Below are 22,970 nucleotides of genomic sequence, written 5' to 3'. Positions count from 1 at the left end.
GACACTCAACAAGAGTGTCTTATTTCATTATTGTTGATATAGCCTGCTTATAAATAAGCTGTTGTTTTCCATCCACTAAAATTAAAACTGTAAATTTATCTACTCCAACAACTTCTCCTACTATTCTAACGCCACTCTTTAAGAAAATTGTAACTGTACCTTTTTCTTCTTTTATTTATTTATACAATTCTTCCTGTAAATGTTCCAATTACTATCCTCTCCTTCCTGTGAAACATCTTAATATAAAAAACTATAAATTTTTTATTTATGCACTTTGTCTTTTATATTCATAAACTTATTAATTAGTATATCTAAATCACGACTAAATAACAAAACTTTATCATGATCCAATCCGTGTCTCGCAACAAGTTGAATTAATTCTTTCTTTTTGTTTTCTATTTTATTTTGTAATTGTCCCATCTCCATCTCTATACTAAAACTCCCTTTTCCCATAATATTACTTGTAAAATTATAGTACATATTCTCTCATAAAAAAATAAAAAAATGGTTTTTTTTACAATTTTTTATTTTTCTATGCCTAAATTACAAATCATGTAAAGGTTTATTTACAAATCACTAACATACAATCCTAATGAATCTACAGGCATTTGTCTAATTATAAATGAGACTGGCTCGTTTTCTATACAAAAAACATACTGTATATAGTAGTCCATGAACCATATAGATTAACTTACTAAAAAGGAGGAAAACATATGAGTTATGGTGGAAGTTGCGCTGGTTTCGGCGGTGGATTTGCTTTGCTTATCGTACTATTCATCCTTCTAATCATCATTGGATGTAGCTGTTGGGGTGGCGGCGGATACGGATATTAATATATCCTATCCTTGACAAATGAACGAAAAACTATAGAAAAACAGCTCATATTTGAGCTGTTTTTTTCATACTTTCGTATGAATTTATATCCCTCTTATTTGCGATTTCAACTAGCAACATATTGTTTACTATGGAATAAGAAACATTTTTACTAAGGGGGATTACAATGATTAGAGGTCTTTACGAAGCACATTTACCTGTCCGCAACTTAAAAGTATCAATACCTTTTTATGAATCACTAGGGCTAAAATTATATAAACGAGGAGATAATATTGCTTTCTTTTGGATTAAAGAAAATGAGAGTTGGCTCGGCCTTTGGGAAGGCACAGAATACAAAGTGAATTATCACCCCTCTTTACGACATATCGCCTTTCAAATAAGTTTACATGATTTAGAAAATGCGATTCATTGGCTAAATCAAAAAGGAATTTCAGCACGAAAAGACTTTGGAATGGAACCAATTGAACCGATTGTTTTTCCGGAATTAGCACATGCAGCCGTATACTTTAACGACCCTGATGGAAATAGTTTAGAATTGATTGCACAATTACCTGTTGGACTTCCTACAGCGGAAAAAGTGTATTTAAGTGAGTGGAAAGAACAAATTCAAACATCGTCATTACATAAGGAGTAATCTATTTATGTCGGTTTCTTATTCCACACTTCTTAAAACAAATAAAAACTTCAATAAACTATTTTATGGGCAAACATTAAGTGTACTTGGGGATTGGTTCCATACGGTAGCTTTATTAACATTTGTCTACAGCATAACGGAATCGCCGTTTATGATCGCACTTACTTTTATAAGTAAAGGTTTACCACAGCTTCTTCTTAGTCCATTCATAGGCTTAATTGTAGATCGTTTCTCTAAAAAGAATATTATGATTTTCACCGATATTACACGAGGAATTCTAGTCCTTACATACTTACTCGCAATCTATAAAATTGAAATCATTTTCATTGCCAATATATGTTTATCCGTACTTTCCTGTGTATTTGAGCCGGCTAAACAAGCAGCCCTAAAAAATATCGTACACCAACACCATTTCGTAACTGCTAACTCTCTTTCTAGTACAATTAATGGTTTTATGTCTATTATGGGGGCTTCTTTGGGCGGAGTAATTGCACAATCTTTACATATTGAGTTTGCTTTTTTAGTAAATAGCCTATCATACTTTCTTTCAGCCTATTTTATTTATAATATGAGTATTCCTGCTCATGATACTTGTAACAAGAACAAAGCATTTTTCACTGATATAAAAGATGGTTATACATACATATTACAAACAAAAATCATTTTAACATTAATTCTTGTCGGCATTTCATGGGGCATTATTGGAGGCGCTTATCAACTACTTCTAACGATCTATGCCGAAAGAATTTTGCACACTAACATTGGAATTTTATATACAGTTCAAGGTACTGGGCTTATGATTGGAAGCCTCCTCGTTAATCTTTATATGTCTCATAATAAAGAAAAAATGAAAAAAGTATTCGGTTGGGCCTACTTATTACAAGGAATTTTCTTTCTCGGATTCATTCTATCCGATCAACTTATTATCGGTATCATTACTTTATTCTGTATGCGTATAGCAGGAGGAATCATCGTTCCACTTGATACGACATTACTTCAAACTTACACACACGAAAATATGATAGGTAAAGTTTTTTCATTCCATTATTCTATTTACGGATCTCTTATTCAGTTATCGATGTTTTTTACAGGAGGGCTGTTAGAAATTCTTTCTCCTCAAATGATTGGCAGTTTATTAGCTATATGTTGTATTTTTGTAAGTTTTATATGGCTGTTCTTGTTTTATCGCGGGGATCTCAGTGAATAATTTAATGATAATCAATAAATTTTGATCCCATTCATTATTTGTTTCCCCATAATAAAATTGTTTAAAAATGTAAGTCGGATTTTTTAGTTAAAGAGCCTTATATGGCAACACTATTTGAGAAAAAACTAGATATTTATGTTAAAATATAAACAAGTTTGTGAAATATTGCACTTAAATAATAGACTTTAACTAGTTAAACTGAATTAAATAGGAGGGCTGTTTTGGGTATCACATTCATTTTCGTATGTATTATATTAGTAGCTTCTATTTTACAAACAAGTACAGGTTTTGGCTTTTCTATTATGGCAACACCTTTCTTACTCATGTTATTTCTACCACAAGAAGCTATACAAATAAATATCATTTTATCATTAATTATTTCCATATCACTCATTTGGAAAATAAGAATAGATATTGATTTTATACTACTGAAAAGATTAATTTTCGGAAGTATAGTTGGTGTTCCTTTTGGCATTTTCATTTTCACTTCCATTAACATCAACACTTTTAAATTAGCAATTAGCATCCTGCTTTTACTATTAACGTTGATGCTAATATGCAACTTTAAGATTAAACCAACAAAATCTAGAGATTTCTTAGTGGGCGGATTATCCGGTCTTTTAACGACAAGTATTGGTATGCCAGGACCACCCCTGTTACTTTACTTTACAGGAACTGATACGAAAAAAGAGAAATTGAGAGCAACTACTTTAGCTTTTTATCTATTTATATATTTCATTAGCCTACTAACTCAAATACTCTTTACTGGCACAAACAAAACAATTTGGGAATCAAGTTTTTACGCTATTCCAATCGTATTTCTAGGTTTGTATATAGGGCAAATTATTTTCAAACGGCTTAATCAACGAATTTTCAAAATATTTACGTACATCCTTTTAAGTTGCACGGGTATGTATCTTCTTATTGAAAGTTTGCATTTATTATAAGTAAGTTTTTCAAAATACAAAATCATAAATAAAATACTAACCAAACGATAAAAAGCGGCTATTATGCCGCTTTTTATTTTCACATTAAATATTTTAAAACTAGAAGCCCAGCTATCGCTATTACAAACACATTGAAAAAAATCATCCAACTTTTTTCGAAATCTTTATATCTCTCTTCTTTCACTCCACATTGTTTTAGCTTTCCAATTAAAACTGTTAATTCTTGATTATACTCTTTACTTCCTAATTGTATATAATTGTTATTTATTTTAATTCCATATACATTTTTCATTTTTTTATGTTGCGAAACTGCTTGAATTGAGTTTACTAATACACTGTATTCATTTAACTTTTTAAAATAACAATCTAACGCTATAATTTGTAACCTTGTATTAGTTAAAACAATGTAATAATAAAATGTAGCACCTGTGGTTAATATATTAGGTATAACTTTAGAATTTACAAGACTTCCTTCTTCCACTAATATTTCACATTGTATTTCCTCTCCTTCTTGCAACTCTTTCCGAACTGATTCTTCCAACATTTGCACCGTTAATTTCTTCAATAACTCCCCGTTTTTCACATAATACTTATCTATATTGATAGACTCATTTGCTTCTTTCTCTAAACATGTAATTTCTTCCTCTGAATATTGGAGCTCATTTAACATCGATAATAATCTTTTATCCATATTACACACTCCCTTTCCACAGTTTTTGAAGTTTTTTCTTCCCACGAGAAATTCGATTGTATATATAATCTGCCGTTACTTTTAATTCTTTTGCAATATCGTCAATGGAATACCCATCAATATACCTCTTTAAAAAGATATATCGATCTTTCTTATTTAAATCTTGAACAATTTCCATAATCTCTTCTTCTTGTTCTATTTCATACCTATCATGGACACTTGTATCTATTTCTACGTCCTTATCGATTTTATTCTCTTTATATACTTTCTTTTTATATTCCAATGCCTTCAATTTAGTAATACCAATCATCCAAGATTTTAAGTTTCCCTTTTCTGTATCAAATTGGTCGATATTAAACCAAATAACAGTAAATACATCGTTATAACAATCATCCACATATTGTTTTTCAATAGGGGTACTTAATGATTTATGAATAATGTACAAAATTAATTTTCCATATTGATCAATCACTTCTTTCAAAGCATCTTGATCATGTTTTTTCATAGCTATAATTAAATCCTTTTCAGAATTGAAAATCATAAGCCTCTTCCTTCCTCAGTTCCCCTTTAGCAGCTGCTTTTACTTACTATTGGCATTTCATTCTCATTTTCTATCACTTTTGTAAAAAATTATTAATTTTTATTTCTATGTATATGATAACAAACAAAATACCTAAGATCAGAAAGAATAGACAACTTTCTGGCCTTAGGTATTTCTCCTTCAAAAAAAGGCAAACCCGCATCACAGGTTTGCCTCTTTACTCACTTCTTATTTAATCCTTTTTCACTTAAAAACTCTTTCATATGCATTCTTTTTTCTTTAGACATAAACGAACTCATTGATTCCGTCCATGTTACGCTTTTCTTGTTTGATGATCTTTCTTTGTAATACGAGTTCATCGTTTCATCATATTCATTTAATAATTCATCATATTTTTGTTCATCATATCCATTTTCATGAAGAACCGCTGCTGCCGGTAAGCGTGGTTTAACTCCATGTTCTTCATCTGGTACACCGACTGTCATTCCGAATACAGGGTATACTTTATCCGGTAAATGAAGCAATTCGCTCACTTCTCTCGGATTATTACGAATTCCACCAATATAGCAAATTCCGTATCCTAATGACTCTGCTGCTAACGCTAAGTTTTGCGCAAAAAGTGAAGCATCTACCGTCGCAACGATAAAGTCTTCCACTCCTTCATGCTTTATTTCTGTACCATGTTTTTCACATGCCATTTCAAGTCGTTTTAAATCTGCACAACAAACAAAAAATGCTGCGCAGTCTTTCACATGGCGATTTCCAGATAGCTCTGCTAGTTTAGCCTTTAGGTCTTGATCTGTTACATATATAACAGAATACGCCTGTACAAAATGTGATGAAGCCGCATGTTGCGCAGCGTGCACCATCTTTTCTACTACATCTTTCGGAATTGCTTCTTCTTTATATTTACGAACTGAAACGTGTTGCTCCATCTTATGTATGATCTCATTCATGAAAATCACTCCTTTTTTCTCTTCATAATGAAAAATTAACATATCTTTTTTAATATTCACAACTTATAAGCACAAAAAGAGCAATTCTTTTTTGAATTGCTCTTTTTTTAAAACGTCTATGAATACGGTAAATGAAATTTTTTATTGTCTTATTACGCCGTTTTCAACACTTTAATACCTTTTACGATATTCCAAATGAAGTAGTAAATTCCTACAAGAATGAACACTGCATATGTGATAATCATTCCAATTCCAGCACCGTCAGATTGATTAAAACCTAAACCGTACATGCCTGATACTGCTAGTCCTCCAAATAAGATTGCGTATGGGAAAACATGTGACCAAAATGCTTTTTTCGCGTGATATTTCACTTCATCTTCTGCAACAAAGTACACGATAATTGGTAGTAAAAATGGTGCAAAAAAGATACTAAAGTAACATAACGAAGATAAAATATTATTTCCTTTCATCCGATTCACCTCTAAATAGTTTTTGTTACCTTCATTATGTCAGGAAACCATTCTAGAAACTATCGCTTTACCTTTCACTAACGTGACATATTTGTAAGATTTTCCTCAAATTAAATCCCGTCTGAATTTTCAGGCGGGATCACTTTCACTATATTCGATTCATAAACCAATACTGTGTAATTGCTAAATATTCTCGTACATTCGATGGAATGATGATTGGTTTCGGTGTTTTTGCCGGAAGACCTTCTAATTGTAAACCTTGTTTGGCAGCTATTTTTTCGCTCTAAACATATGAAAATCGTTTGTTACGATCATACCTTTTTTCATATCGGCTGGAATTAACGGTTTTGAGAATGTAATATTCTCATCTGTACTCTTAGATTTGTCCTCCATTATAATACGGTCTTCTGCGATGTTTTGTTTTATTAGTCCTTGTTTCATTGCTAATGCTTCTGAAATGTCTTCACCTTTTCCTTGTCCTCCAGATACGATAGCGATTGTTTTCTCATGTGATTTTAAATATTCAGCTGCTTTATCAATACGATATTGCAATGAATAAGATGGTTTCGTTCCATTTACTTTCGATCCTAGTACAATTATGTACTCAGCATCGTCACTTGCATTCATATGTCCATGCTTATAAATGTGATATTGTAAAAACCCCGCATATACTGCGCAAATCATTATAACAACTAAAATGCACTTTATTATTTTCTTCTTTCTCATACTCATATACTCCTATTTTCTTTTACTTCCTTCATGATAATATCCATTTATTTGTTTGTATACAGACAAATTCCAATAAACCCTAAATTATCCTCTGAAAGGTAATATTTATATTACTTTCGGGAATAGTAAGTACAACTTTACACCAAGGAGTGTCTCTATTGCTTCTCTTTTTATGTAACGTGTCGTTCTTTTTCATCTTATTTTTACTATCGCTTAAGTTACTCGGTAAATCCGCGTTAGCACAACTAACTCCTCATGATTTTGGGGCTATAATCTTTTTATCTTATTTAGCTTTCCAGGCCATACCCGTCTCTGGTGCTTTACAAGCATTTCTCGGTATGGTTGTTATTACATGTTTACATTTACTCCTTACAAAATTAAGCCTATTCAACAAACTAAATCGTTTTATTCTCGGACACCCTATCATTTTAATTAAACATGGTGATATTATTTTTGAGAACTTACAAAAAAGTAGATATCCCATTGCCGAACTACTTTCTAATCTTCGCGTTGCAGGATATCCGAGTGTTCATGAAATTGAATACGCCATTTTAGAAGCGAACGGAGCTATTAGTATTTTACCAAAAAGAGAACTTGTACCATTAACTCCAAAAGATTTAAACATAGATGTTAAGTATGCTGGATTACCAATTGCACTTATTGTCGATTCACAAATTCAATATGATAACTTAAAGTTGATACATAAAGATGAAAAATGGTTATATAAAGAATTAAAAGAAAAAGGAATTACACATATTAAAAACGTTGCCTTTGCTTCTGTTCAAGAAACGGATGGATCTTTTGCGATTAGTTTAAAGGAATAAAAAAATCCCCTTAATTGCTTAGGGGGATTTTCTTCATCATATCGCTTCTTTCTCTCCTGCCATATTTAATGGAACAGGATGTTTCATACGATTCATCGTAAATACGATAATCGCTGTCATTACTTCCGCAACTGGCATAACGAGCCAAATTCCGTTTATCCCAAATAATTTTGGCATAATCCATAACAATGGAATGATAAATAGTAACCCTCGGCTCATTATAATAAGTACTGATTTCTTCGTTTGTCGCACTGATTGGAAGTACTCTCCATACACAATGTTATAACCTAAAAATACGTATTGGATAAAGAATAAACTAATACCTGTTAAGGTTAACTCCAATAATTCTGGAGATTGAACATCAAATAAACCAATGATATATTTCCCGAAGAATAATCCGACAATTATCGCAACGCCTCCGAGGACAACTGCAATTTTCACAGCAAACTTCAATCCTTCACGAAGTCTCTCTGATAAATTTGCCCCGTAATGGAAACTAGCAATTGGTTGCAATGCTGCTCCAACACCGAAGAATAATAGTAATGTCATTGCATGAATACTATTCACCATCGCATAGGAAGCTACTCCTACTTCTCCTGCATATTGAACAAATGCGATATTAAAACCAATCGTTACGATTGCAACTGTGCTTTCTGCTGTAAAACTTGGGAAACCAATCACCATAATTTGTTTGACAGTATCCCATTCAAAATGGAATTTCGTCCATTTTAAAATGCTACTTTTTCTAAAGAAATGAGTTAATAATACAAGGAAACCAATCGCTGCTGAAAGAATAGTCGCTGAAGCAGCACCTGTTACGCCCCATCCAAAGATAAAAATAAAGATATAGTCAAACAGTATATTTAATACAGCTGTTACAACAAGACCAGCCATTGCTAAATTAGGATTTCCATCATTTCGTATAAATGTACTTAAAATATTTTCTAAAACGTATATCATTCCAAATGTTAGTAATACGTGTAAATAGTCTAACGCATATGGTAAAATCACTTCATTTGCACCAAATAAGTACGCTAAATCTTCTATTCTCCATAAACAAATAGCCGCTAAAACACCTACGATAACAACTGCTACCGTCATGGATTGAGTAAAAATAGACCTTGCTCTTTCTCGTTTATTTTCACCTAATGCAATAGAATATAACGTTGCCCCGCCCATCCCGATCCATAATGAAATAGAGAAGAAAATCGAAAACGCTGGAATAGCCACGTTTACTCCTGCTAAACCGTTCGCCCCAACTCCTCTACTAATCATAACCGCGTCAATTACAATATTCACTGACATTAAAACCATTCCAAGAACGGCTGGTATTAAATAAGAAATAAATAAACTTTTAACTGGTTTTTCTCTTAATTTTTCTGTTGCTTCCATACTATTATGCTCCTTTTTCAACGCTCTGTTCACAGTTTAAACCTTCAAGTAACTTGAAGGTCAAGAGAGAATTAAAAAAATAGGCAATTTAATTATCGGAATTGATGCAGGCTTGTAATTAATGAAAGTCCTACACTCTATTTTTTCATTACTGGAATTTGAATTTCTGTTACTTGCTCCTCTGGATTTTCCGTTACAGACCAATCAATTAATCCAATCTCAATCGAATCTCCACTTATTTCATATCCTTCTTGATTAATGTATTCCATTAATTTCTTATATGTTTCACCTGTTTCTTCGTATGATCCATGATGATAAGCGCACGCAAACATACCAGCTTTAATTGAATCTGAACTATGTACTTGATAAGGCATATAATCCAAAAGAATAAATACGCTGCTATATGCTTGAAACTCCTTTTGCATGAATGCTTTTTTGGAAATTGTCACACCTATATCTCCTGAAAATAGACTATCATCCATTTGCTTCATATTTTTTTGAAGCGAATGGATATAATAATCAAACATATCATCTGTCGTATTTGGCGCCACTGCAATCGCTGTTATTTTTCTTTTTGGTATTTTTTTAATAAGTATTCGATCGGTTTCCGCTTTCGTCGCCTTCTTTATTAAATGAATTCTATGTTCCATTTTTGCTAAAGCATATTCAATTTCTCTTTGTTTCTTCAGCATCATTTCTTGTTGTTTTTCCAGTAAATTGAGTGCGTATGTTGGATTTCTTTCATCAATATATTTCTTAATTTCCTTTAACGGAATATTTAACTGGCGTAAAAATTTAATCGTATCTAACAGTGAAAATTGATCGATTGTATAATAACGATAATTCGTTTGAGGATCAACAATGGACGGATGAAAAATTCCTTTTTCATCATAATACCTCAATGTAGATTCTGCGATATTATGCATTTTTGCCATTTCTCCAATTGTAAAGCGTTTATTTAATAACATGTTTCCTTCTCCAATTCATTAAAAATATTGCTTTATTTCTTCTTATTATATAGCCATTCCCTTCATACCTAAATCAAATTCCATCATGAAAATCTGCTATTTTTTCATTGATTTTTAATAAATTTTATTATATATTAATTACAGGTTCAAATTACGAGTTCAAAAGAACTTGTAATCAGACCCTTTTGTTTAATGGGTTTTACATATTTTCATTAGGCAAATTCCGAGAAATCGTATGATAAAATTAAAAATGACGAGGAGAGGATCAGATGGAATTCGAATTTTTCTTTCAAATTGCACTTATTTTATTAAGTACAAAGCTTGCTGGTGATCTTAGTGTTAGATTAGGTCAACCTTCTGTACTAGGTAAATTAATTGTCGGTATCGTTATCGGTCCAGCTGTATTAGGTTGGATTGAAAATTCAGAACTTCTAACTCAATTAAGTAATGTCGGGGTTATTCTTTTAATGTTTATGGCTGGACTTGAAACAGACTTAGAAGAATTAAACGCAAATCGTAATTCTTCTTTAGCAGTTGCACTCGGAGGTATCATTCTTCCATTCGTAGGTGGTTACGTTTCCGGTCTTGTGATGGGAATGGAACAAGGAAACGCTGTATTCTTAGGATTACTTCTATGTGCGACAAGTGTTAGTATTTCCGTACAAACACTTCGTGATTTAGGTAAAATGAAAACACGTGAAAGTACGACGATGCTTGGAGCCGCTGTATTTGATGACATTCTTGTTGTTATTTTATTAGCATTTGCAATGAGCTTCTTAGGCACAGATGATGTTAACTTAACAATGGTTATCTTGAAGAAAGTTGTATTCTTCGCTTCTATTATTTTAATCGGATGGAAAGGTGTTCCTGCGATTATGCGCTGGTTATCACCACTACGCGTATCTGAGTCTATCGTGAGCGCGGCTCTTATCATCTGTTTCTCATTCGCATATTTCGGCGAATTATTAGGAATTGCTGGTATTATCGGTGCTTTCGCTGCTGGTATTGCAATTTCTCAAACAAACTACAAACATGAAGTAGAAAAGAAAGTAGAACCAATTGCTTACGCTATGTTCGTTCCCGTATTCTTCGTTAGTATCGGTATGAATATTACATTTGACGGTATCGGCAATCAAATTTGGTTCATCTTAGCATTAACTGTTATTGCTGTATTAACGAAATTAATCGGCTGTGGATTCGGTGCACGAATGACTGGATTTGACGCTAAGTCTTCTGCAATTATCGGTGCTGGAATGGTTTCTCGTGGTGAAGTTGCACTTATCATCGCAGGAACAGGACTTTCTTCAGGTCTATTGGCACAAGATTACTTTACAGCAATCGTTATTGTCGTTATTTTAACTACAATGATTACACCACCAATGTTAAAATACACTTTTGGTGCAAAAGATAAAGCAATGAAAGCAAGTAAATAAACTTACTATAATAAAAGGAGATTGCTATTTTATAAGATAGCAATCTCCTTTTTGTTTTATCTTTAAACAATCCCGTTCTTTTTTAACCATTTTCAAAAATAATTCGTGCTTCATCATCATCAATATCATTCCCAAATGAATACACCATAATGCCATAATCATCTATATATTTACCTAGCTTCATTCCCTCCACTTTCTTATAAAAATCGTCTGCCTCATAGTGCGGAATATAAGCATCCCAAACTGGTTCATTTATTCTTTTGTACGCCGTCACTTCTAAATCATATCCGTCTTCATAATATCCGATGTGATAATGTTTGTTAGGATCATATTTCTCCATTAAAAGTCCCCTCCTACTAAACAAAAGCGAGCCTTATATTACAGCTCGCTCCTCTCTCTTTTTATTAAATACGTTCCATCGCCGTCTTCAACGTTCCAACAACAAAGGCAATTTCTTCACTTGAAATAATAAGCGGCGGTGCTAATGTTAAGACGTTATTATATCCTGCTGTTGTCATACCGTTTCGTCCTATAATTAAACCCTTTTCTTTACAAGCATTTACAACACTTGCTATTTTATCATTATCAATTGGCTCTTTCGTCTCTTTATCATTTACTAATTCAATCCCAACTAATAGACCTTTTCCTCTAATATTCCCAACAAGTGGATGTTCCCCAATTTCATCTTTTAGTTGCTCTAATAAAAGGGAACCCATTTGTGCAGATCGCTCAATTAAATTTTCATTTTCCATAATCTCTAAATTTTTAAGTGCTAATGCACAAGCTGCTGGATTTCCACCAAATGTATTAATATGGCGGAAAAATTCATATTCTCCTTTACCTTTAAAAGCCTCATATATTTCTTTTTTCACAGCTGTTGCAGATAATGGTAAATATGCGCTCGTAATGCCTTTTGCCATTGTAATAATATCTGGCTTCACATCATAATTCATAAATCCGAATGCTTTTCCTGTACGTCCAAAACCGCAAATCACTTCATCACTAATAAGCAAGGCACCGTGTTTTTGACACGTCTCATGAACAGCTTTCATATAGTCTTGTGGTGGCATTAATATGCCCCCGCCTGTAATAATAGGTTCCATAATAAAAGCAGCAATTGTTTCACTTAATTCCCACGTCATAACACGATCGACTTCTTTCACACATTCTACATCATAAATATGCTGCCCTTCAATTTCAGGCATACGGTAACAATCCGGTGGTGTTACATGTAAAAAACCTGAAGCAAACGGCTCATATTGATATCTACGCTGCGCTTGTCCCGTCGCTGCCATTGTCGCCATTGTATTCCCGTGATACCCACGGTAACGTGACATAAATTTATAACGATGTGGTTCACCTTTTTGAGCATAGTATTGTCTTGCTATTTTAAAAGCTGTTTCGTTCGCTTCTGAACCACTATTTGAGAAGAAAATAACATACTCTCCCCCAAGCCACTCATTTAACTTTTCAGCAAGCTTTATAGCTGGCTCATGGGATTGTGACATTGGAAAGTATGATAATGTTTGTAATTGCTTATAAGCCGCTTCTGCGAGCTCTTTTCTTCCATATCCACTATTCACACACCAAAGGCCACTCATACCATCTAAATATCTTTTTCCTTGTATATCTTCAACCCAGCACCCTTCAGCTTTTGCCCCTACCATTGTACTATTTGGACTAAAGGGACGCATTCCGTGCCAAACATATTGCTCATCTTTTGCTAATAATTCATCAGTTTGCTTCGTTTTCATCATTACTTCCACCTTCCATAACAACTTATTTTTCACAAAAGCTGCGCTGGTGCCATGATGACTTAAATTTCTCCCTGCTATTTTCATTCCACAAAATTAAGACAAATCCTACTTACAAATCAGTAATATTTACAAGAAAATGACAAAAGAAAAAAGAGCTTTTCTTATCTATCGAAAAGCTCCTCTTTTATTTAATGTGAAGACGCATCGCTAATGCCATGACCAGTATTAGATTTCACTAGAATTTCATCAAATTTCGCTGCATCTTCTTTCTTACTAGATAAAACCGTTCCTAAATATGCTGCAAGAAATCCGAGTGGAATTGAAATAATTCCTGGTGTCGTATATGGGAATAATGCTTCCCCAACAAAAATAGCTTTTCCAGCTACAGGGTTCCAAACATTCGGACTCAACGCTACGAGAACAATTGCCGATACGAGACCTACAATCATACCCGAAATAGCACCCGTTGTATTAAAACGCTTCCAATATATTGTAAATAAAATTACTGGTAGATTTGCACTCGCTGCAACTGCAAATGCTAATGATACTAAAAATGCTACGTTTAGTGTTTGGGCAAATAATGCAAGTATGATAGATAGTATCGCTACTCCAATAGATGCATAACGAGCCATGGATACTTGCTCTTTTTCCGTTGATTTTCCTTTACGAATGATTTCATTATAAAAATCATGAGCGAATGCTGATGCTGCTGTTAATACAAGACCTGCCACTACAGCCAAAATCGTTGCAAAAGCAATTGCTGATACGAAAGCAAATAAGAAGTCTCCACCTAACGCTTTGGCTAATAAAGGTGCCGCCATATTACCAGCTGGGTTTGCTTTAATAATCGCTTCATTTCCTACAAACGCTGCCGCACCAAATCCTAAGAAAATCGTCATAATATAAAATGCACCAATTAACCACGTCGCATATACGACAGATTGACGTGCAGTTTTTGCATCACGTACTGTAAAAAAGCGGACTAGTATATGTGGTAATCCAGCTGTACCAAGTACTAGTCCTAAATTTAAAGAAAGTGTATCAAGACCATCCTTATACTTTACACCTGGATTTAAAAATGAATCTTTTAAAGGTGTAGCTGTTTTCATTTGGGCGAACATTTCAGTCACGCTGAAGTTGAATTTTGCGAAAACGATAACAGAAATAATAAACGTACCAGCCATAAGTAATACAGCCTTTACAATTTGTACCCAGCTCGTTGCTGTCATACCTCCAAAAATAACATACACCGTCATAAGTGTTCCAACGATTAATACAGATGTCGTATATTCAATCCCTAATAATAATTTAATAAGTGCACCCGCGCCAACTAATTGTGCAATCATGTAAAAGATAGAAATCGTCATCGTATTAAGAGCTGCAACTCCGCGAACTTTTTTCGCATCAAAGCGTGCTGCAATCATATCCGCCAAAGTGTACTTTCCTAAATTTCTAAGCGGTTCTGCAACAAGATACAGTACAACTAAATAAGCAACTAAAAAACCGATACTATAAAAGAATCCATCAAACCCAGTTAATGCGATTGCTCCGGCTATACCAAGAAATGAAGCAGCAGACATGTAATCTCCAGCAATGGCTAGACCATTTTGCCAACCAGTTAATCCCCCTCCGGCCGTATAAAATTCACTCGCATTTTTCGTTTTTTTCGATGCAAAATAGGTTATGACTAGCGTACCAAGAACGATAATTAAAAATAGTGCAAACGCAGTAGTATTCAAGTTCAGCCCCTCCCTTTTTGCATGTTTTGCAGAATTTTTTGGGAGATTTCATCAAATGATTCTGCTTTTTTGCTATAAATCATACATAGTGCCCATGTCATGATAAATTGGGAAAAAGCAAATACCCACGCCCATGTAACATCACCAAATGCAGGTGTATTAAGCACCTTTGAATACGACGTTAAAATAGGCAGTGCAATAAAAAAACTAAAAAAGAAAATACTCATTGGAACGATAAACTTCTTTTTCGTATTTAATAACAATTGAAATTCTTCCGACTGAACGACCTCTGTATAATTCACCTCATTTTGCAACTTACGTGCTGACGTATCATCTCGTTTCATTAACCGATCCCCTCTCTTACTTGAAATACACTTCCCCTTTGCATACCTAAAGACTAAATTTTATAAATATTCAGAAACCTATACTCATTTTAGACAATCCATACATTCATGCAAAGATTTTTCGATAGACATTTTTCGGCAAATTCCCCCAAATTTTTAATATACTTTTTCAAAATAAAGTGACACTTTACTTTTTTCCTCATTAAGACAAAAGCAGTGCTTAACGCACTACTTTTGTCTTTTTTTCCTTTTCTAAATTACGAGCTGTTTCGCTTAACTCAACATCTTTTCCGTCTTTAAGTGTTCCAAATATAAAATCGAATACTGGATTTGAAACACCGAACCAAAACTTTTCGTTTTTATAATGGTGTAATATATGTTGTTTTTTTAGCCATCTTCCAAACTTAGTGACGGGACGAATCGGTCTATGGGCAATATAATGTTTCCATTCGTAAACGAGCAGCATAATAATCATTCCGATTCCAAATGAAAGTGTAATAGTAACACTTTTTGTAATACCATATGCTACAAGTAAATATATAGTAAAACTAGGTATACTAAACCATACTGGTAAAAACAAAAGTTTTAAATCATCTGGATATACGTGGTGATCATAATGCAATCTTCTTAACATTTTTAATAGAAATGTGTTTTTAGGTGGCTTTATATGGAATAAAAAACGATGTGTCATATATTCATTAAGTGTATAGAAAACAATCCCAAACATACATACTAACATCCCAAACCACGTAAAAAATTGCATTTTTAAAATAATAATGAAAATAAATAGAATGCTATACATAATAACGATATCATGTTGTAAAAAGAACTCTTTCCCCACTTTTTTCATCTTGTTTCCCCCTTTTCCAAAAAAACAGCCGCAACATATCGTTACGACTATTTCTTTTCTATTCTTATTCTATTCACTTTACAAATTTGCCTGCTGTTCTATTGTCGAGAAAAAATTATTTGGTCCAAATATATTTTGCTTCGGAATAATATGTTCCACTGCAAACACTGTTACTTCTCCTCTTTGCACTTCTCCAATAATGAGACCAAATATTTCATGATTTACTGCAAACGTCGGTTGCTTTGTTTGTAGCAATCTTGCAGCATTATGAAATACCGCTTCATATAGTGGATTTCTATCAGTAATTTCTTTTCGGATTTTTGGCGCTAACGTAATGATAATTTCTTTTCCGTCAATAGTGGTTCGATACATAAAAATCTCCCCTTCAATCTTATGTGAACAACTGTAAAGCTTTGTATGCAAAATGTATAGAGTAACCTACTAAAATAATACCTGCTCCGGCTGTTATGTAGCCCAGCGCTTTTGGTTTTAATAAAGTTCTTCCAAAATGTACAGAAAATGCAATATTTAAATTCCATAAAATAATACCAACAATAATGCAAAGACTGTACAAAAAAGCTTCTTGTTTCGTTACCTTCGTAAGTAATGAGCTAAGTGTACTTCCGTATATACCAAACCAAAAAACAAGATTTAATGGATTGGATATCGCAATTAAAAACCCTGCCATAAACGATTGCTTAAGGCCACCTACCTCTTCTTTTTTATATTCCATATTCGATTCGAAAATTCCTTGTTTTACACTTTGAAATCCTAAATAAAATAACAAGAAAAAACCCGTGCAATACATGAAGGCTTGTACATATGTATACATAAACACAGAAGATAAACCGAAATAAATGAGAAGCATAAATAAAACATCTGCAGTCATTCCACCAATTCCAACAACCCAAGCGTGCCAAAACCCACGTTCAATTCCTCGTTTTAACATTTCAATATTAATCGGCCCTACTGGCGCAGCTAATGATATACCTAATACAATTTGCTGTATAATTGCTCCAATCATCGCTCTATCCTTTCTACTCTCTTTACTACTAGTTAATGATGTAATTTGAAAAAATAGACTAGCTTTCGTAATAAAATACCCTTTTTTATCCAAAATATACAAAAGAGCCATCTAGGTGATGGCTCTTACTTTTTTATCTTATGAAGAAAAGGGCATTTCCCTTTTATTGGTTCTACATCGTCTCCTATGAAATATTGTTTCCATTCACGATGCTCTGGGTCACCATAATGACTAATGTTAGGATGTTTCGGCAATTGATCCCACTTTTCAACTCGCTCACGGACCATTTGTCTTGAATATGCTCCTTTAGGACGATCTCCCTCTAATCCATCAAAAATAGTGCGTGGCTGAAACCCAATAACGAGAGCATTCCCTAAATGTCTAGTTTTTCGTTGTTTATAAGCTGGCGCATTTCCAAATGCGAATATTGGCTCACCACCAAATGAAAATTCCCATAAATAATGGTCTGGATCTTCAGGAATTTGCTTTGGCCATGCTTGATCATCGTTTTCATGCAAATACTGTAGCACTTTCCAAAAAGAATCGCGGTAATATTCGAGTGATTGTTCTTCACATTCCGGTTCTATAAAAAGGAAAAAGCCCCTTCTTACAATCGGCCTCTCTTTCATTAACTCTAAAAAAGATAACATTGTATGCGGCAAATGACTCCAATCATTATGAGAAAGAAATGAATAACGAAGTTCATTCTTTTTCAAAGCTGTTAAACCGAAATAACATGGAAAAGTTGGTTCTAACACGACACTTGAAAAAATCTCAAATTCTTTTGCAACCCAATCCGGTATGTCGGTTCTCGTTCTTATTCCTTCATTATCTAATAAATAAGACTTATTCATTCTTTCACCTCATTATGTATAGCATTCAATTAAGAATATTACATACTCGGCCTGTCCTATACCTATTTAAAAATTCGACTGAAAAATTATTTAAAAATACAAAAAATAAAATCGCTTACTTGACTAAATTCTCCCAATTCGTGTATATTTAAATTAATCATTTAGCAGAATATTCAAGAATATAGCATTTTTAGTTTAGATTATTTTTTAAATGAATTTCACTAAATGAAAATAGTAAACGCTTTTAGGAGGAATTATAACATGCAAGGAAAAGTAAAATGGTTTAACAACGAAAAAGGTTTTGGATTTATCGAAATGGAAGGCGCTGACGATGTATTCGTACATTTCTCTGCTATTCAAGGAGACGGCTACAAAGCTTTAGAAGAAGGTCAAGAAGTATCTTTCGACATTACTGAAGGTAACCGCGGACCTCAAGCTGCTAACGTAGTAAAACTTTAATCCAACATATAACAGGAGGTTACCTTACTTGGTAACCTCCTTTATTATTCCTTTGTATATTTCCGTTTTACAGAGCAAAAACTATGTGAAATGCGCAATATACAAAGGAGGCAGTAACAATGGGATCAGAAGTAAATGATTTTGAAGAAGTAAAATTCCGTGTAGAAACAGCACAAAAAATGGTAGGATCAGCAACAATTTCAATGGATCCAGATACATTAGAGCATGCTACTACTGCAGTAGAAGCAGCTCGCTCACAGCTTGAAATTATGAAATCTGTTGCAGTAGATTTAGATGAACCATTTTTAATGAACGAGGAAAAGAAACTAAGCAAATGCGAGCAGCAATTAAACGAAGCAAAGCACTAAAAAACATCCAGAGAATTTTCTCTGGATGTTTTTTTATGACAACTGTTCTCCATACTTTTTCAATGTTTCTCCAACTGTACATTGTCTTATACAAAATGAATGAGCATAATACTTACTATTTGTCTTTCGATTATGTTCTCGCAAAAAACATCCTTCACAATATGTTTCTAATAAGTCATTTACCTCTGTAATGAGTTGCTTTTTATCCACCTTTGCACCTCTCTATTCGGTTATTTCTTTATGACTATCAATGACTGTCCCTTCTAATGCTTGCGTTGCTAATTGATGTGCTTCTTTATTTTGTTTTCTAGATATCGGTTCACATACAAGTTTTAATTTCATTTGCTTCGCCTTTTGTTCAATTTGATCTAAATAATGATTTAAATGCTCATCATAACAAGGCCATTCTCCGGCTAATTGCTGTAGTACCACTTGTGAATCTCCGCGAAGTGTAACTGCTTCATACTTAATCCCTAGTTCCTCGAGTATATTCATACCGTATAATAATGATGCATATTCCGCTTCATTATTATCATATATACCTTCTATATATGCATTGCGGCGAATGCGGTAGTTTGTATTTCCTTTTTTATAATACACACATATACCAACGCCAGCTTCTTTCGTTTGCACATCATACCCCCCATCAAAATAAACGAGTATTTCTTGGGGCTCTTCCTCTACTTGCTTACTTAACTTTTTCATCTCTTTTAATGACCATTCTGCGTCCATTTCATCGTAAAATAAAAGTTCCTTAGCTCTTCCTGTTTTCTCAAAATCCTCTGCAAATTGAAGTACTTCTTCTATGTTCATATACTCTGTTGTTAATTCCGTCTGCAATCCACGCTTCGTTTTATACAACCAATGAATTTTATATTTCATACTACATTCCCCTTATGTAAGACTTCTTATATATATCCGGCTAATTGAAGCCTCACTTTATTTTATTATATTTTATCTAGAGTCACAGCATTATATTCAATATGATTACATACAAAAAGAGCTATCCCTATAGGAATAGCTCTTTCATCTATTACATAAATCTTTCAAATTGTACTCGCTTATTAATCCAGTACATTACAGGCATACCGATCGCCATGACAACAAATTCACCGATTGCACAAGTTAACCAAGACAACATAAATGGTAAACCCAATGCAAGATGAAGTTCAATTGCAATCATAAACATTGTAATCATAAAGATAACTGTATTAAAAATCATACGAGCCCAAACACCTTTAATAAATCGCATAGAAATAATCGTTGCAACTAACGCAAGAATAGATTGCCCTACTCCAAATACTAAATCGTAAGCGATCATAGGTGAGAAAAAGAGATTCGTTAAAAATACACCTAATACAATTCCGTAAATTGCTTTCTTGTTAAATACAACGAGATGATTAAACATCTCTGAAATACGAAATTGTACATTCGTAAAGCCAAATGGCTGAATAAGCATAGAAACAGCAATATATAATGCCGCTAAAATACCATTACCTACTAAAGTTCTAATATTCATGACAAAATCTCCTTAGTTTTTTTACGTGGGATGGTTTCGAACCACGTTATTCGTTTTTTAAGCAACAAGATTATATTTTACGTGGTAGCCCCTCTTTCGTCAATAGATTCCTATCATAAACTACCTTTTTCCTTTTAGACAACGTATAATGAAACATATGAAAGATTTAGGAGGTTTCACTTCATGACAGCAACAATTCAAAATGAAAAAGTGATCGTTTCCATTTCTGACAAAGGTGCAGAATTACAGAGCGTTCGCTTAAAAGAAGACAACACAGAATATTTATGGCAAGGTGATTCTACTTATTGGGGACGCCGTGCACCAATTTTGTTCCCAATTGTCGGCCGATTAGTAGATAATACATACTACGTAGACGGTAAACCATATTCATTAACACAACACGGTTTCGCTCGTGATCTTACTTTCTCTGTGAAAGAACAAAGCGAAACAAAAATCACTTATATCGTTACTAGTAATGAAGAAACATTAAAAAAATACCCATACGAATTCGAACTACTCGTTTCTTATGAGCTAGATGGACAAATCGTTCATGTAACATATGAAGTAAACAATCCTACTTCAAAAGAGATGTTCTTCTCAATCGGAGCACATCCTGGCTTCAACTTCCCTTTATTGGACGGTGAATCATTTACAGATTATCATTTATCGTTTAATGGTTCGGAACGCTTAGAAACAAGCGTATTAGAAGGACCTTATCTTTCAAACAAAAAGCAATTAATCGCTGAAAATACAACTGAATTGCCACTTACATATGATTTATTTAAAAATGATGCGCTTATTTTTGAAAATATGAATACGAATGAAATTTCGATTCGTTCTCATAAACATAATAAATTTGTAAAAGTAGAATTTGATGGCTTCCCATTTGTCGGCGTATGGACACCAGGGAATAACGCACCTTTCTTATGTATTGAACCTTGGCATGGAATCGCTGATGAAATAAATCCAGCAAAAGATTTCAAGGACAAAAAGGGAATTCAATCTTTACAAGCGAATGAAACATTTACATGTCGTTATAGCATCACAATCGGATAACTACTCTATCCCCTACTTCAAAAAGCATTTAAGTAGGGGATAATCTTATAATTTGGAGGTTTCTCATTTTGATTGAAGTATATATTGATGGTGCATCAAAAGGAAATCCTGGTCCTTCTGGTGCAGGAGTGTTTATTAAAGGCGTTCAGCCGCCTGTACAATTATCATTACCACTTGGAACAATGTCCAATCATGAAGCAGAATACCGCGCTTTACTTCTAGCATTAAAATATTGCATCGAGCATAATTATAGCACTGTCTCTTTTCGTACAGATTCCCAGCTTGTCGAACGGGCTGTTGAAAAGGAATACGCAAAAAATAAAATATTTGCACCTCTTTTAGATGAAGCACTGCAGTACATAAAAAACTTCGATCTCTTTTTTATTAAGTGGATTCCAAGTAGTCAAAATAAAGTAGCTGATGAATTAGCTAGAAAAGCTATATTACAAAATTAACGGGGGTATGAGTGTGAAAAAAGAGTGGATTGCTCCTCTTGCTTTATTATTTGTCTCTTTTATTTGGGGAGCTACGTTTGTTGTCGTTCAAAACGCTATGTCTTTCGTTGGTCCATTTACGTTTAATGGTATTCGCTTTTTATTCGCTGGAATTATTTTATTATTCGTTCAAATTATTTTCTCACAAAAAACTTCAAAACAAGATATAAAACATAGTAGCACGGCAGGGATAATCGTTGGTTTTTTCTTATTTGTCGGTTATTTATTGCAAACATTTGGCTTACTCTATACAACATCTTCAAAAGCAGGTTTCTTAACTGGGCTAAGCATTGTTATGGTCCCAATCTTATCATTTATCTTTTTAAAACAAAAAGCTACCATTTTCATCGTACTTGGTATTGCTGTAGCTACAACGGGTTTATACTTATTAACAGCTGCTGATTCTTTTCAATTAAACATTGGAGACATACTCGTTCTCGGTTGTGCAGTCGCTTTCGCTGCCCATATTCTTGTTAACGGCTTCTTCTCTAAGAAAATATCACCTTTATTGTTAAGCACGTCGCAAGTATTAGCTGTCGGTATATTTTCTTCTATTTGCGCCTTTTTGTTTGAAGATTGGGAAAAAATATTTTCAGTAGTACTATGGACGAATTCTTCCTTTTTATTCGCTCTATTTTTAACTTCCCTATTTGCGACATCCATTGCTTTTTTCATTCAAACATCAGCACAAAAACATACGTCTCCAACGAGAGTAGCAATCATTTTCGCCATGGAACCCGTTTTTGCTGCCTTAACAGGCGTTCTCGTTGCAAATGAACAACTTTCTATTTCTGCTATTATCGGATGTCTATGTATTTTTCTAGGCATGATTTTTGTTGAATTACCTTCCAAAACAAAAAAAGAAGCGCAGGCTGCGTGA

Annotated in this window: 29 protein-coding genes, 2 pseudogenes and 1 riboswitch; of the genes and pseudogenes, 11 read left to right on the top strand and 20 right to left on the bottom strand. The window is 33.6% G+C overall.

Translation table 11 applies throughout. The features are described 5' to 3' along the window. Positions 1 to 19: 19 nt before the first annotated feature. Together hfq and ATL10_RS02515 are read right to left on the bottom strand one after the other, a co-directional pair. Complete coding sequence (gene hfq, locus ATL10_RS02520) at positions 20 to 175, bottom strand: RNA chaperone Hfq (RefSeq protein WP_142669925.1); 156 nt, start codon at positions 173 to 175, stop codon at positions 20 to 22. An 86-nt stretch (positions 176 to 261) separates the two neighbouring features. Beyond that, positions 262 to 480 (bottom strand): aspartyl-phosphate phosphatase Spo0E family protein, encoded by a 219-nt coding sequence (locus tag ATL10_RS02515; protein WP_000291691.1) that lies wholly within the window; start codon positions 478 to 480, stop codon positions 262 to 264. Between the two features lie 233 nt (positions 481 to 713). Between ATL10_RS02515 and ATL10_RS02510 the strand changes: the two genes are divergently transcribed. From ATL10_RS02510 to ATL10_RS02495, 4 genes are all read left to right on the top strand, one after another. After that, the gene (locus tag ATL10_RS02510) at positions 714 to 833 is read left to right on the top strand and encodes a YjcZ family sporulation protein (RefSeq protein ID WP_000120179.1); all 120 of its coding nucleotides are present in this window, start codon (positions 714 to 716) and stop codon (positions 831 to 833) included. 167 nt (positions 834 to 1,000) lie between these two features. Next, positions 1,001 to 1,468, top strand: a complete 468-nt coding sequence (locus ATL10_RS02505; protein ID WP_110496377.1) for a VOC family protein — start codon at positions 1,001 to 1,003, stop codon at positions 1,466 to 1,468. Positions 1,469 to 1,475: 7 nt separating this feature from the next. Continuing rightward, on the top strand, positions 1,476 to 2,675 hold the full coding sequence (locus ATL10_RS02500; RefSeq protein ID WP_110496375.1) for an MFS transporter: 1,200 nt from the start codon (positions 1,476 to 1,478) through the stop codon (positions 2,673 to 2,675). Between the two features lie 221 nt (positions 2,676 to 2,896). Then, entirely contained in the window at positions 2,897 to 3,622 is a 726-nt protein-coding gene (locus tag ATL10_RS02495; protein WP_110496373.1) for a sulfite exporter TauE/SafE family protein, read from the top strand. A 79-nt stretch (positions 3,623 to 3,701) separates the two neighbouring features. On the opposite strand, the gene ATL10_RS02490 is transcribed toward ATL10_RS02495, so the two are convergent. The 5 genes and pseudogenes from ATL10_RS02490 to ATL10_RS02470 form a co-directional block, all read right to left on the bottom strand. Further along, positions 3,702 to 4,313: a flagellar motor switch protein FliG gene (locus tag ATL10_RS02490; protein WP_098831217.1), complete on the bottom strand. Its 612-nt coding sequence runs from the start codon at positions 4,311 to 4,313 to the stop codon at positions 3,702 to 3,704. Position 4,314: 1 nt separating this feature from the next. Further along, on the bottom strand, positions 4,315 to 4,854 hold the full coding sequence (locus tag ATL10_RS02485) for a sigma-70 family RNA polymerase sigma factor (protein ID WP_090975980.1): 540 nt from the start codon (positions 4,852 to 4,854) through the stop codon (positions 4,315 to 4,317). Positions 4,855 to 5,075: 221 nt separating this feature from the next. Then, positions 5,076 to 5,810 carry an oxygen-insensitive NADPH nitroreductase gene (gene nfsA / locus ATL10_RS02480; protein ID WP_100910374.1) on the bottom strand — a complete coding sequence of 245 codons (735 nt, stop codon included), beginning with the start codon at positions 5,808 to 5,810 and terminating at the stop codon, positions 5,076 to 5,078. A 152-nt stretch (positions 5,811 to 5,962) separates the two neighbouring features. Further along, positions 5,963 to 6,280: a magnetosome magnetite crystal formation protein family gene (locus ATL10_RS02475; protein ID WP_000678056.1), complete on the bottom strand. Its 318-nt coding sequence runs from the start codon at positions 6,278 to 6,280 to the stop codon at positions 5,963 to 5,965. 148 nt (positions 6,281 to 6,428) lie between these two features. Then, positions 6,429 to 7,006: pseudogene (locus tag ATL10_RS02470) on the bottom strand (YdcF family protein). A 161-nt stretch (positions 7,007 to 7,167) separates the two neighbouring features. Between ATL10_RS02470 and ATL10_RS02465 the strand changes: the two are divergent. Beyond that, a complete protein-coding gene (locus ATL10_RS02465; protein WP_097924911.1) occupies positions 7,168 to 7,833 on the top strand; it encodes a DUF421 domain-containing protein in 666 nt (221 codons plus the stop codon). A 36-nt stretch (positions 7,834 to 7,869) separates the two neighbouring features. Here ATL10_RS02465 and ATL10_RS02460 read toward each other — a convergent pair whose 3' ends face one another. Both ATL10_RS02460 and ATL10_RS02455 read right to left on the bottom strand, forming a co-directional pair. After that, a complete protein-coding gene (locus ATL10_RS02460) occupies positions 7,870 to 9,225 on the bottom strand; it encodes an MATE family efflux transporter (protein WP_050843133.1) in 1,356 nt (451 codons plus the stop codon). A gap of 137 nt (positions 9,226 to 9,362) precedes the next feature. Further along, on the bottom strand, positions 9,363 to 10,193 hold the full coding sequence (locus tag ATL10_RS02455; protein ID WP_000925941.1) for a MerR family transcriptional regulator: 831 nt from the start codon (positions 10,191 to 10,193) through the stop codon (positions 9,363 to 9,365). A 269-nt stretch (positions 10,194 to 10,462) separates the two neighbouring features. On the opposite strand from ATL10_RS02455, the gene ATL10_RS02450 reads away from it, so the two are divergent. Further along, a complete protein-coding gene (locus ATL10_RS02450) occupies positions 10,463 to 11,626 on the top strand; it encodes a cation:proton antiporter (RefSeq protein ID WP_000393901.1) in 1,164 nt (387 codons plus the stop codon). Positions 11,627 to 11,688: 62 nt separating this feature from the next. Here ATL10_RS02450 and ATL10_RS02445 read toward each other — a convergent pair. From ATL10_RS02445 to ATL10_RS02410, 8 genes and pseudogenes are all read right to left on the bottom strand, one after another. After that, positions 11,689 to 11,966 (bottom strand): annotated as a pseudogene (locus ATL10_RS02445) (DUF3986 family protein). Positions 11,967 to 12,030: 64 nt separating this feature from the next. Beyond that, positions 12,031 to 13,380 (bottom strand): aspartate aminotransferase family protein, encoded by a 1,350-nt coding sequence (locus ATL10_RS02440; RefSeq protein WP_000850960.1) that lies wholly within the window; start codon positions 13,378 to 13,380, stop codon positions 12,031 to 12,033. Between the two features lie 191 nt (positions 13,381 to 13,571). Then, the gene (locus ATL10_RS02435; RefSeq protein WP_001098239.1) at positions 13,572 to 15,122 is read right to left on the bottom strand and encodes a solute symporter family protein; all 1,551 of its coding nucleotides are present in this window, start codon (positions 15,120 to 15,122) and stop codon (positions 13,572 to 13,574) included. A 2-nt stretch (positions 15,123 to 15,124) separates the two neighbouring features. Beyond that, positions 15,125 to 15,466 carry a DUF485 domain-containing protein gene (locus ATL10_RS02430; protein WP_097924913.1) on the bottom strand — a complete coding sequence of 114 codons (342 nt, stop codon included), beginning with the start codon at positions 15,464 to 15,466 and terminating at the stop codon, positions 15,125 to 15,127. Positions 15,467 to 15,686: 220 nt separating this feature from the next. Beyond that, complete coding sequence (locus tag ATL10_RS02425; protein WP_110496371.1) at positions 15,687 to 16,316, bottom strand: sterol desaturase family protein; 630 nt, start codon at positions 16,314 to 16,316, stop codon at positions 15,687 to 15,689. A gap of 78 nt (positions 16,317 to 16,394) precedes the next feature. Beyond that, a complete protein-coding gene (locus tag ATL10_RS02420) occupies positions 16,395 to 16,688 on the bottom strand; it encodes a hypothetical protein (RefSeq protein ID WP_000286361.1) in 294 nt (97 codons plus the stop codon). A 19-nt stretch (positions 16,689 to 16,707) separates the two neighbouring features. Beyond that, positions 16,708 to 17,451, bottom strand: coding sequence for a LysE family transporter (locus ATL10_RS02415; RefSeq protein ID WP_139062871.1), 744 nt, complete (start codon positions 17,449 to 17,451; stop codon positions 16,708 to 16,710). 14 nt (positions 17,452 to 17,465) lie between these two features. Then, positions 17,466 to 18,194, bottom strand: coding sequence for a YqcI/YcgG family protein (locus tag ATL10_RS02410; RefSeq protein WP_061660303.1), 729 nt, complete (start codon positions 18,192 to 18,194; stop codon positions 17,466 to 17,468). A gap of 261 nt (positions 18,195 to 18,455) precedes the next feature. Here ATL10_RS02410 and cspB point away from each other — a divergent pair, with 261 nt between their 5' ends. Next, the gene (gene cspB, locus ATL10_RS02405; RefSeq protein ID WP_001161731.1) at positions 18,456 to 18,653 is read left to right on the top strand and encodes a cold shock-like protein CspB; all 198 of its coding nucleotides are present in this window, start codon (positions 18,456 to 18,458) and stop codon (positions 18,651 to 18,653) included. Between the two features lie 119 nt (positions 18,654 to 18,772). Next, positions 18,773 to 19,021 (top strand): DUF2564 family protein, encoded by a 249-nt coding sequence (locus tag ATL10_RS02400; protein ID WP_000534400.1) that lies wholly within the window; start codon positions 18,773 to 18,775, stop codon positions 19,019 to 19,021. 33 nt (positions 19,022 to 19,054) lie between these two features. Here ATL10_RS02400 and ATL10_RS02395 read toward each other — a convergent pair whose 3' ends face one another. The 3 genes from ATL10_RS02395 to ATL10_RS02385 form a co-directional block, all read right to left on the bottom strand. Further along, complete coding sequence (locus ATL10_RS02395; protein ID WP_000358801.1) at positions 19,055 to 19,231, bottom strand: zinc-finger domain-containing protein; 177 nt, start codon at positions 19,229 to 19,231, stop codon at positions 19,055 to 19,057. Positions 19,232 to 19,243: 12 nt separating this feature from the next. Next, complete coding sequence (locus ATL10_RS02390; RefSeq protein WP_000875548.1) at positions 19,244 to 19,903, bottom strand: ribonuclease H family protein; 660 nt, start codon at positions 19,901 to 19,903, stop codon at positions 19,244 to 19,246. Positions 19,904 to 20,054: 151 nt separating this feature from the next. Then, complete coding sequence (locus ATL10_RS02385) at positions 20,055 to 20,540, bottom strand: QueT transporter family protein (RefSeq protein ID WP_110496369.1); 486 nt, start codon at positions 20,538 to 20,540, stop codon at positions 20,055 to 20,057. Between the two features lie 6 nt (positions 20,541 to 20,546). Continuing rightward, a riboswitch (PreQ1 riboswitch) is annotated at positions 20,547 to 20,591 on the bottom strand. A 132-nt stretch (positions 20,592 to 20,723) separates the two neighbouring features. Here ATL10_RS02385 and ATL10_RS02380 point away from each other — a divergent pair. The 3 genes from ATL10_RS02380 to ATL10_RS02370 all read left to right on the top strand — a co-directional run bounded on the left by ATL10_RS02380 (position 20,724) and on the right by ATL10_RS02370 (position 22,970). Further along, complete coding sequence (locus ATL10_RS02380) at positions 20,724 to 21,596, top strand: aldose 1-epimerase family protein (RefSeq protein WP_097924915.1); 873 nt, start codon at positions 20,724 to 20,726, stop codon at positions 21,594 to 21,596. Between the two features lie 68 nt (positions 21,597 to 21,664). Next, positions 21,665 to 22,051, top strand: a complete 387-nt coding sequence (locus ATL10_RS02375) for a reverse transcriptase-like protein (protein ID WP_000573877.1) — start codon at positions 21,665 to 21,667, stop codon at positions 22,049 to 22,051. A gap of 13 nt (positions 22,052 to 22,064) precedes the next feature. Next, on the top strand, positions 22,065 to 22,970 hold the full coding sequence (locus ATL10_RS02370) for a DMT family transporter (RefSeq protein ID WP_071714520.1): 906 nt from the start codon (positions 22,065 to 22,067) through the stop codon (positions 22,968 to 22,970).

Origin of the sequence: Bacillus sp. 196mf (genome assembly GCF_003217275.1) — a bacterium.
Lineage (GTDB): Bacteria > Bacillota > Bacilli > Bacillales > Bacillaceae_G > Bacillus_A > Bacillus_A thuringiensis_S.
This window is presented reverse-complemented; position numbering and strand designations above follow the sequence as displayed.

Excerpts from the sequence above, each read along its gene's own strand:
- ATL10_RS02515 (WP_000291691.1), bottom strand. The coding sequence starts at position 480 with ATGTACTATAATTTTACAAGTAATATTATGGGAAAAGGGAGTTTTAGT.
- ATL10_RS02510 (WP_000120179.1), top strand. The coding sequence starts at position 714 with ATGAGTTATGGTGGAAGTTGCGCTGGTTTCGGCGGTGGATTTGCTTTG.
- ATL10_RS02505 (WP_110496377.1), top strand. The coding sequence starts at position 1,001 with ATGATTAGAGGTCTTTACGAAGCACATTTACCTGTCCGCAACTTAAAA.
- ATL10_RS02500 (WP_110496375.1), top strand. The coding sequence starts at position 1,476 with ATGTCGGTTTCTTATTCCACACTTCTTAAAACAAATAAAAACTTCAAT.
- ATL10_RS02490 (WP_098831217.1), bottom strand. The coding sequence starts at position 4,313 with ATGGATAAAAGATTATTATCGATGTTAAATGAGCTCCAATATTCAGAG.
- ATL10_RS02485 (WP_090975980.1), bottom strand. The coding sequence starts at position 4,854 with ATGATTTTCAATTCTGAAAAGGATTTAATTATAGCTATGAAAAAACAT.
- nfsA (WP_100910374.1), bottom strand. The coding sequence starts at position 5,810 with ATGAATGAGATCATACATAAGATGGAGCAACACGTTTCAGTTCGTAAA.
- ATL10_RS02475 (WP_000678056.1), bottom strand. The coding sequence starts at position 6,280 with ATGAAAGGAAATAATATTTTATCTTCGTTATGTTACTTTAGTATCTTT.
- ATL10_RS02460 (WP_050843133.1), bottom strand. The coding sequence starts at position 9,225 with ATGGAAGCAACAGAAAAATTAAGAGAAAAACCAGTTAAAAGTTTATTT.
- ATL10_RS02455 (WP_000925941.1), bottom strand. The coding sequence starts at position 10,193 with ATGTTATTAAATAAACGCTTTACAATTGGAGAAATGGCAAAAATGCAT.
- ATL10_RS02450 (WP_000393901.1), top strand. The coding sequence starts at position 10,463 with ATGGAATTCGAATTTTTCTTTCAAATTGCACTTATTTTATTAAGTACA.
- ATL10_RS02440 (WP_000850960.1), bottom strand. The coding sequence starts at position 13,380 with ATGAAAACGAAGCAAACTGATGAATTATTAGCAAAAGATGAGCAATAT.
- ATL10_RS02430 (WP_097924913.1), bottom strand. The coding sequence starts at position 15,466 with ATGAAACGAGATGATACGTCAGCACGTAAGTTGCAAAATGAGGTGAAT.
- ATL10_RS02425 (WP_110496371.1), bottom strand. The coding sequence starts at position 16,316 with ATGAAAAAAGTGGGGAAAGAGTTCTTTTTACAACATGATATCGTTATT.
- ATL10_RS02420 (WP_000286361.1), bottom strand. The coding sequence starts at position 16,688 with ATGTATCGAACCACTATTGACGGAAAAGAAATTATCATTACGTTAGCG.
- ATL10_RS02415 (WP_139062871.1), bottom strand. The coding sequence starts at position 17,451 with ATGGCTCTTTTGTATATTTTGGATAAAAAAGGGTATTTTATTACGAAA.
- ATL10_RS02410 (WP_061660303.1), bottom strand. The coding sequence starts at position 18,194 with ATGAATAAGTCTTATTTATTAGATAATGAAGGAATAAGAACGAGAACC.
- cspB (WP_001161731.1), top strand. The coding sequence starts at position 18,456 with ATGCAAGGAAAAGTAAAATGGTTTAACAACGAAAAAGGTTTTGGATTT.
- ATL10_RS02400 (WP_000534400.1), top strand. The coding sequence starts at position 18,773 with ATGGGATCAGAAGTAAATGATTTTGAAGAAGTAAAATTCCGTGTAGAA.
- ATL10_RS02390 (WP_000875548.1), bottom strand. The coding sequence starts at position 19,903 with ATGAAATATAAAATTCATTGGTTGTATAAAACGAAGCGTGGATTGCAG.
- ATL10_RS02385 (WP_110496369.1), bottom strand. The coding sequence starts at position 20,540 with ATGAATATTAGAACTTTAGTAGGTAATGGTATTTTAGCGGCATTATAT.
- ATL10_RS02380 (WP_097924915.1), top strand. The coding sequence starts at position 20,724 with ATGACAGCAACAATTCAAAATGAAAAAGTGATCGTTTCCATTTCTGAC.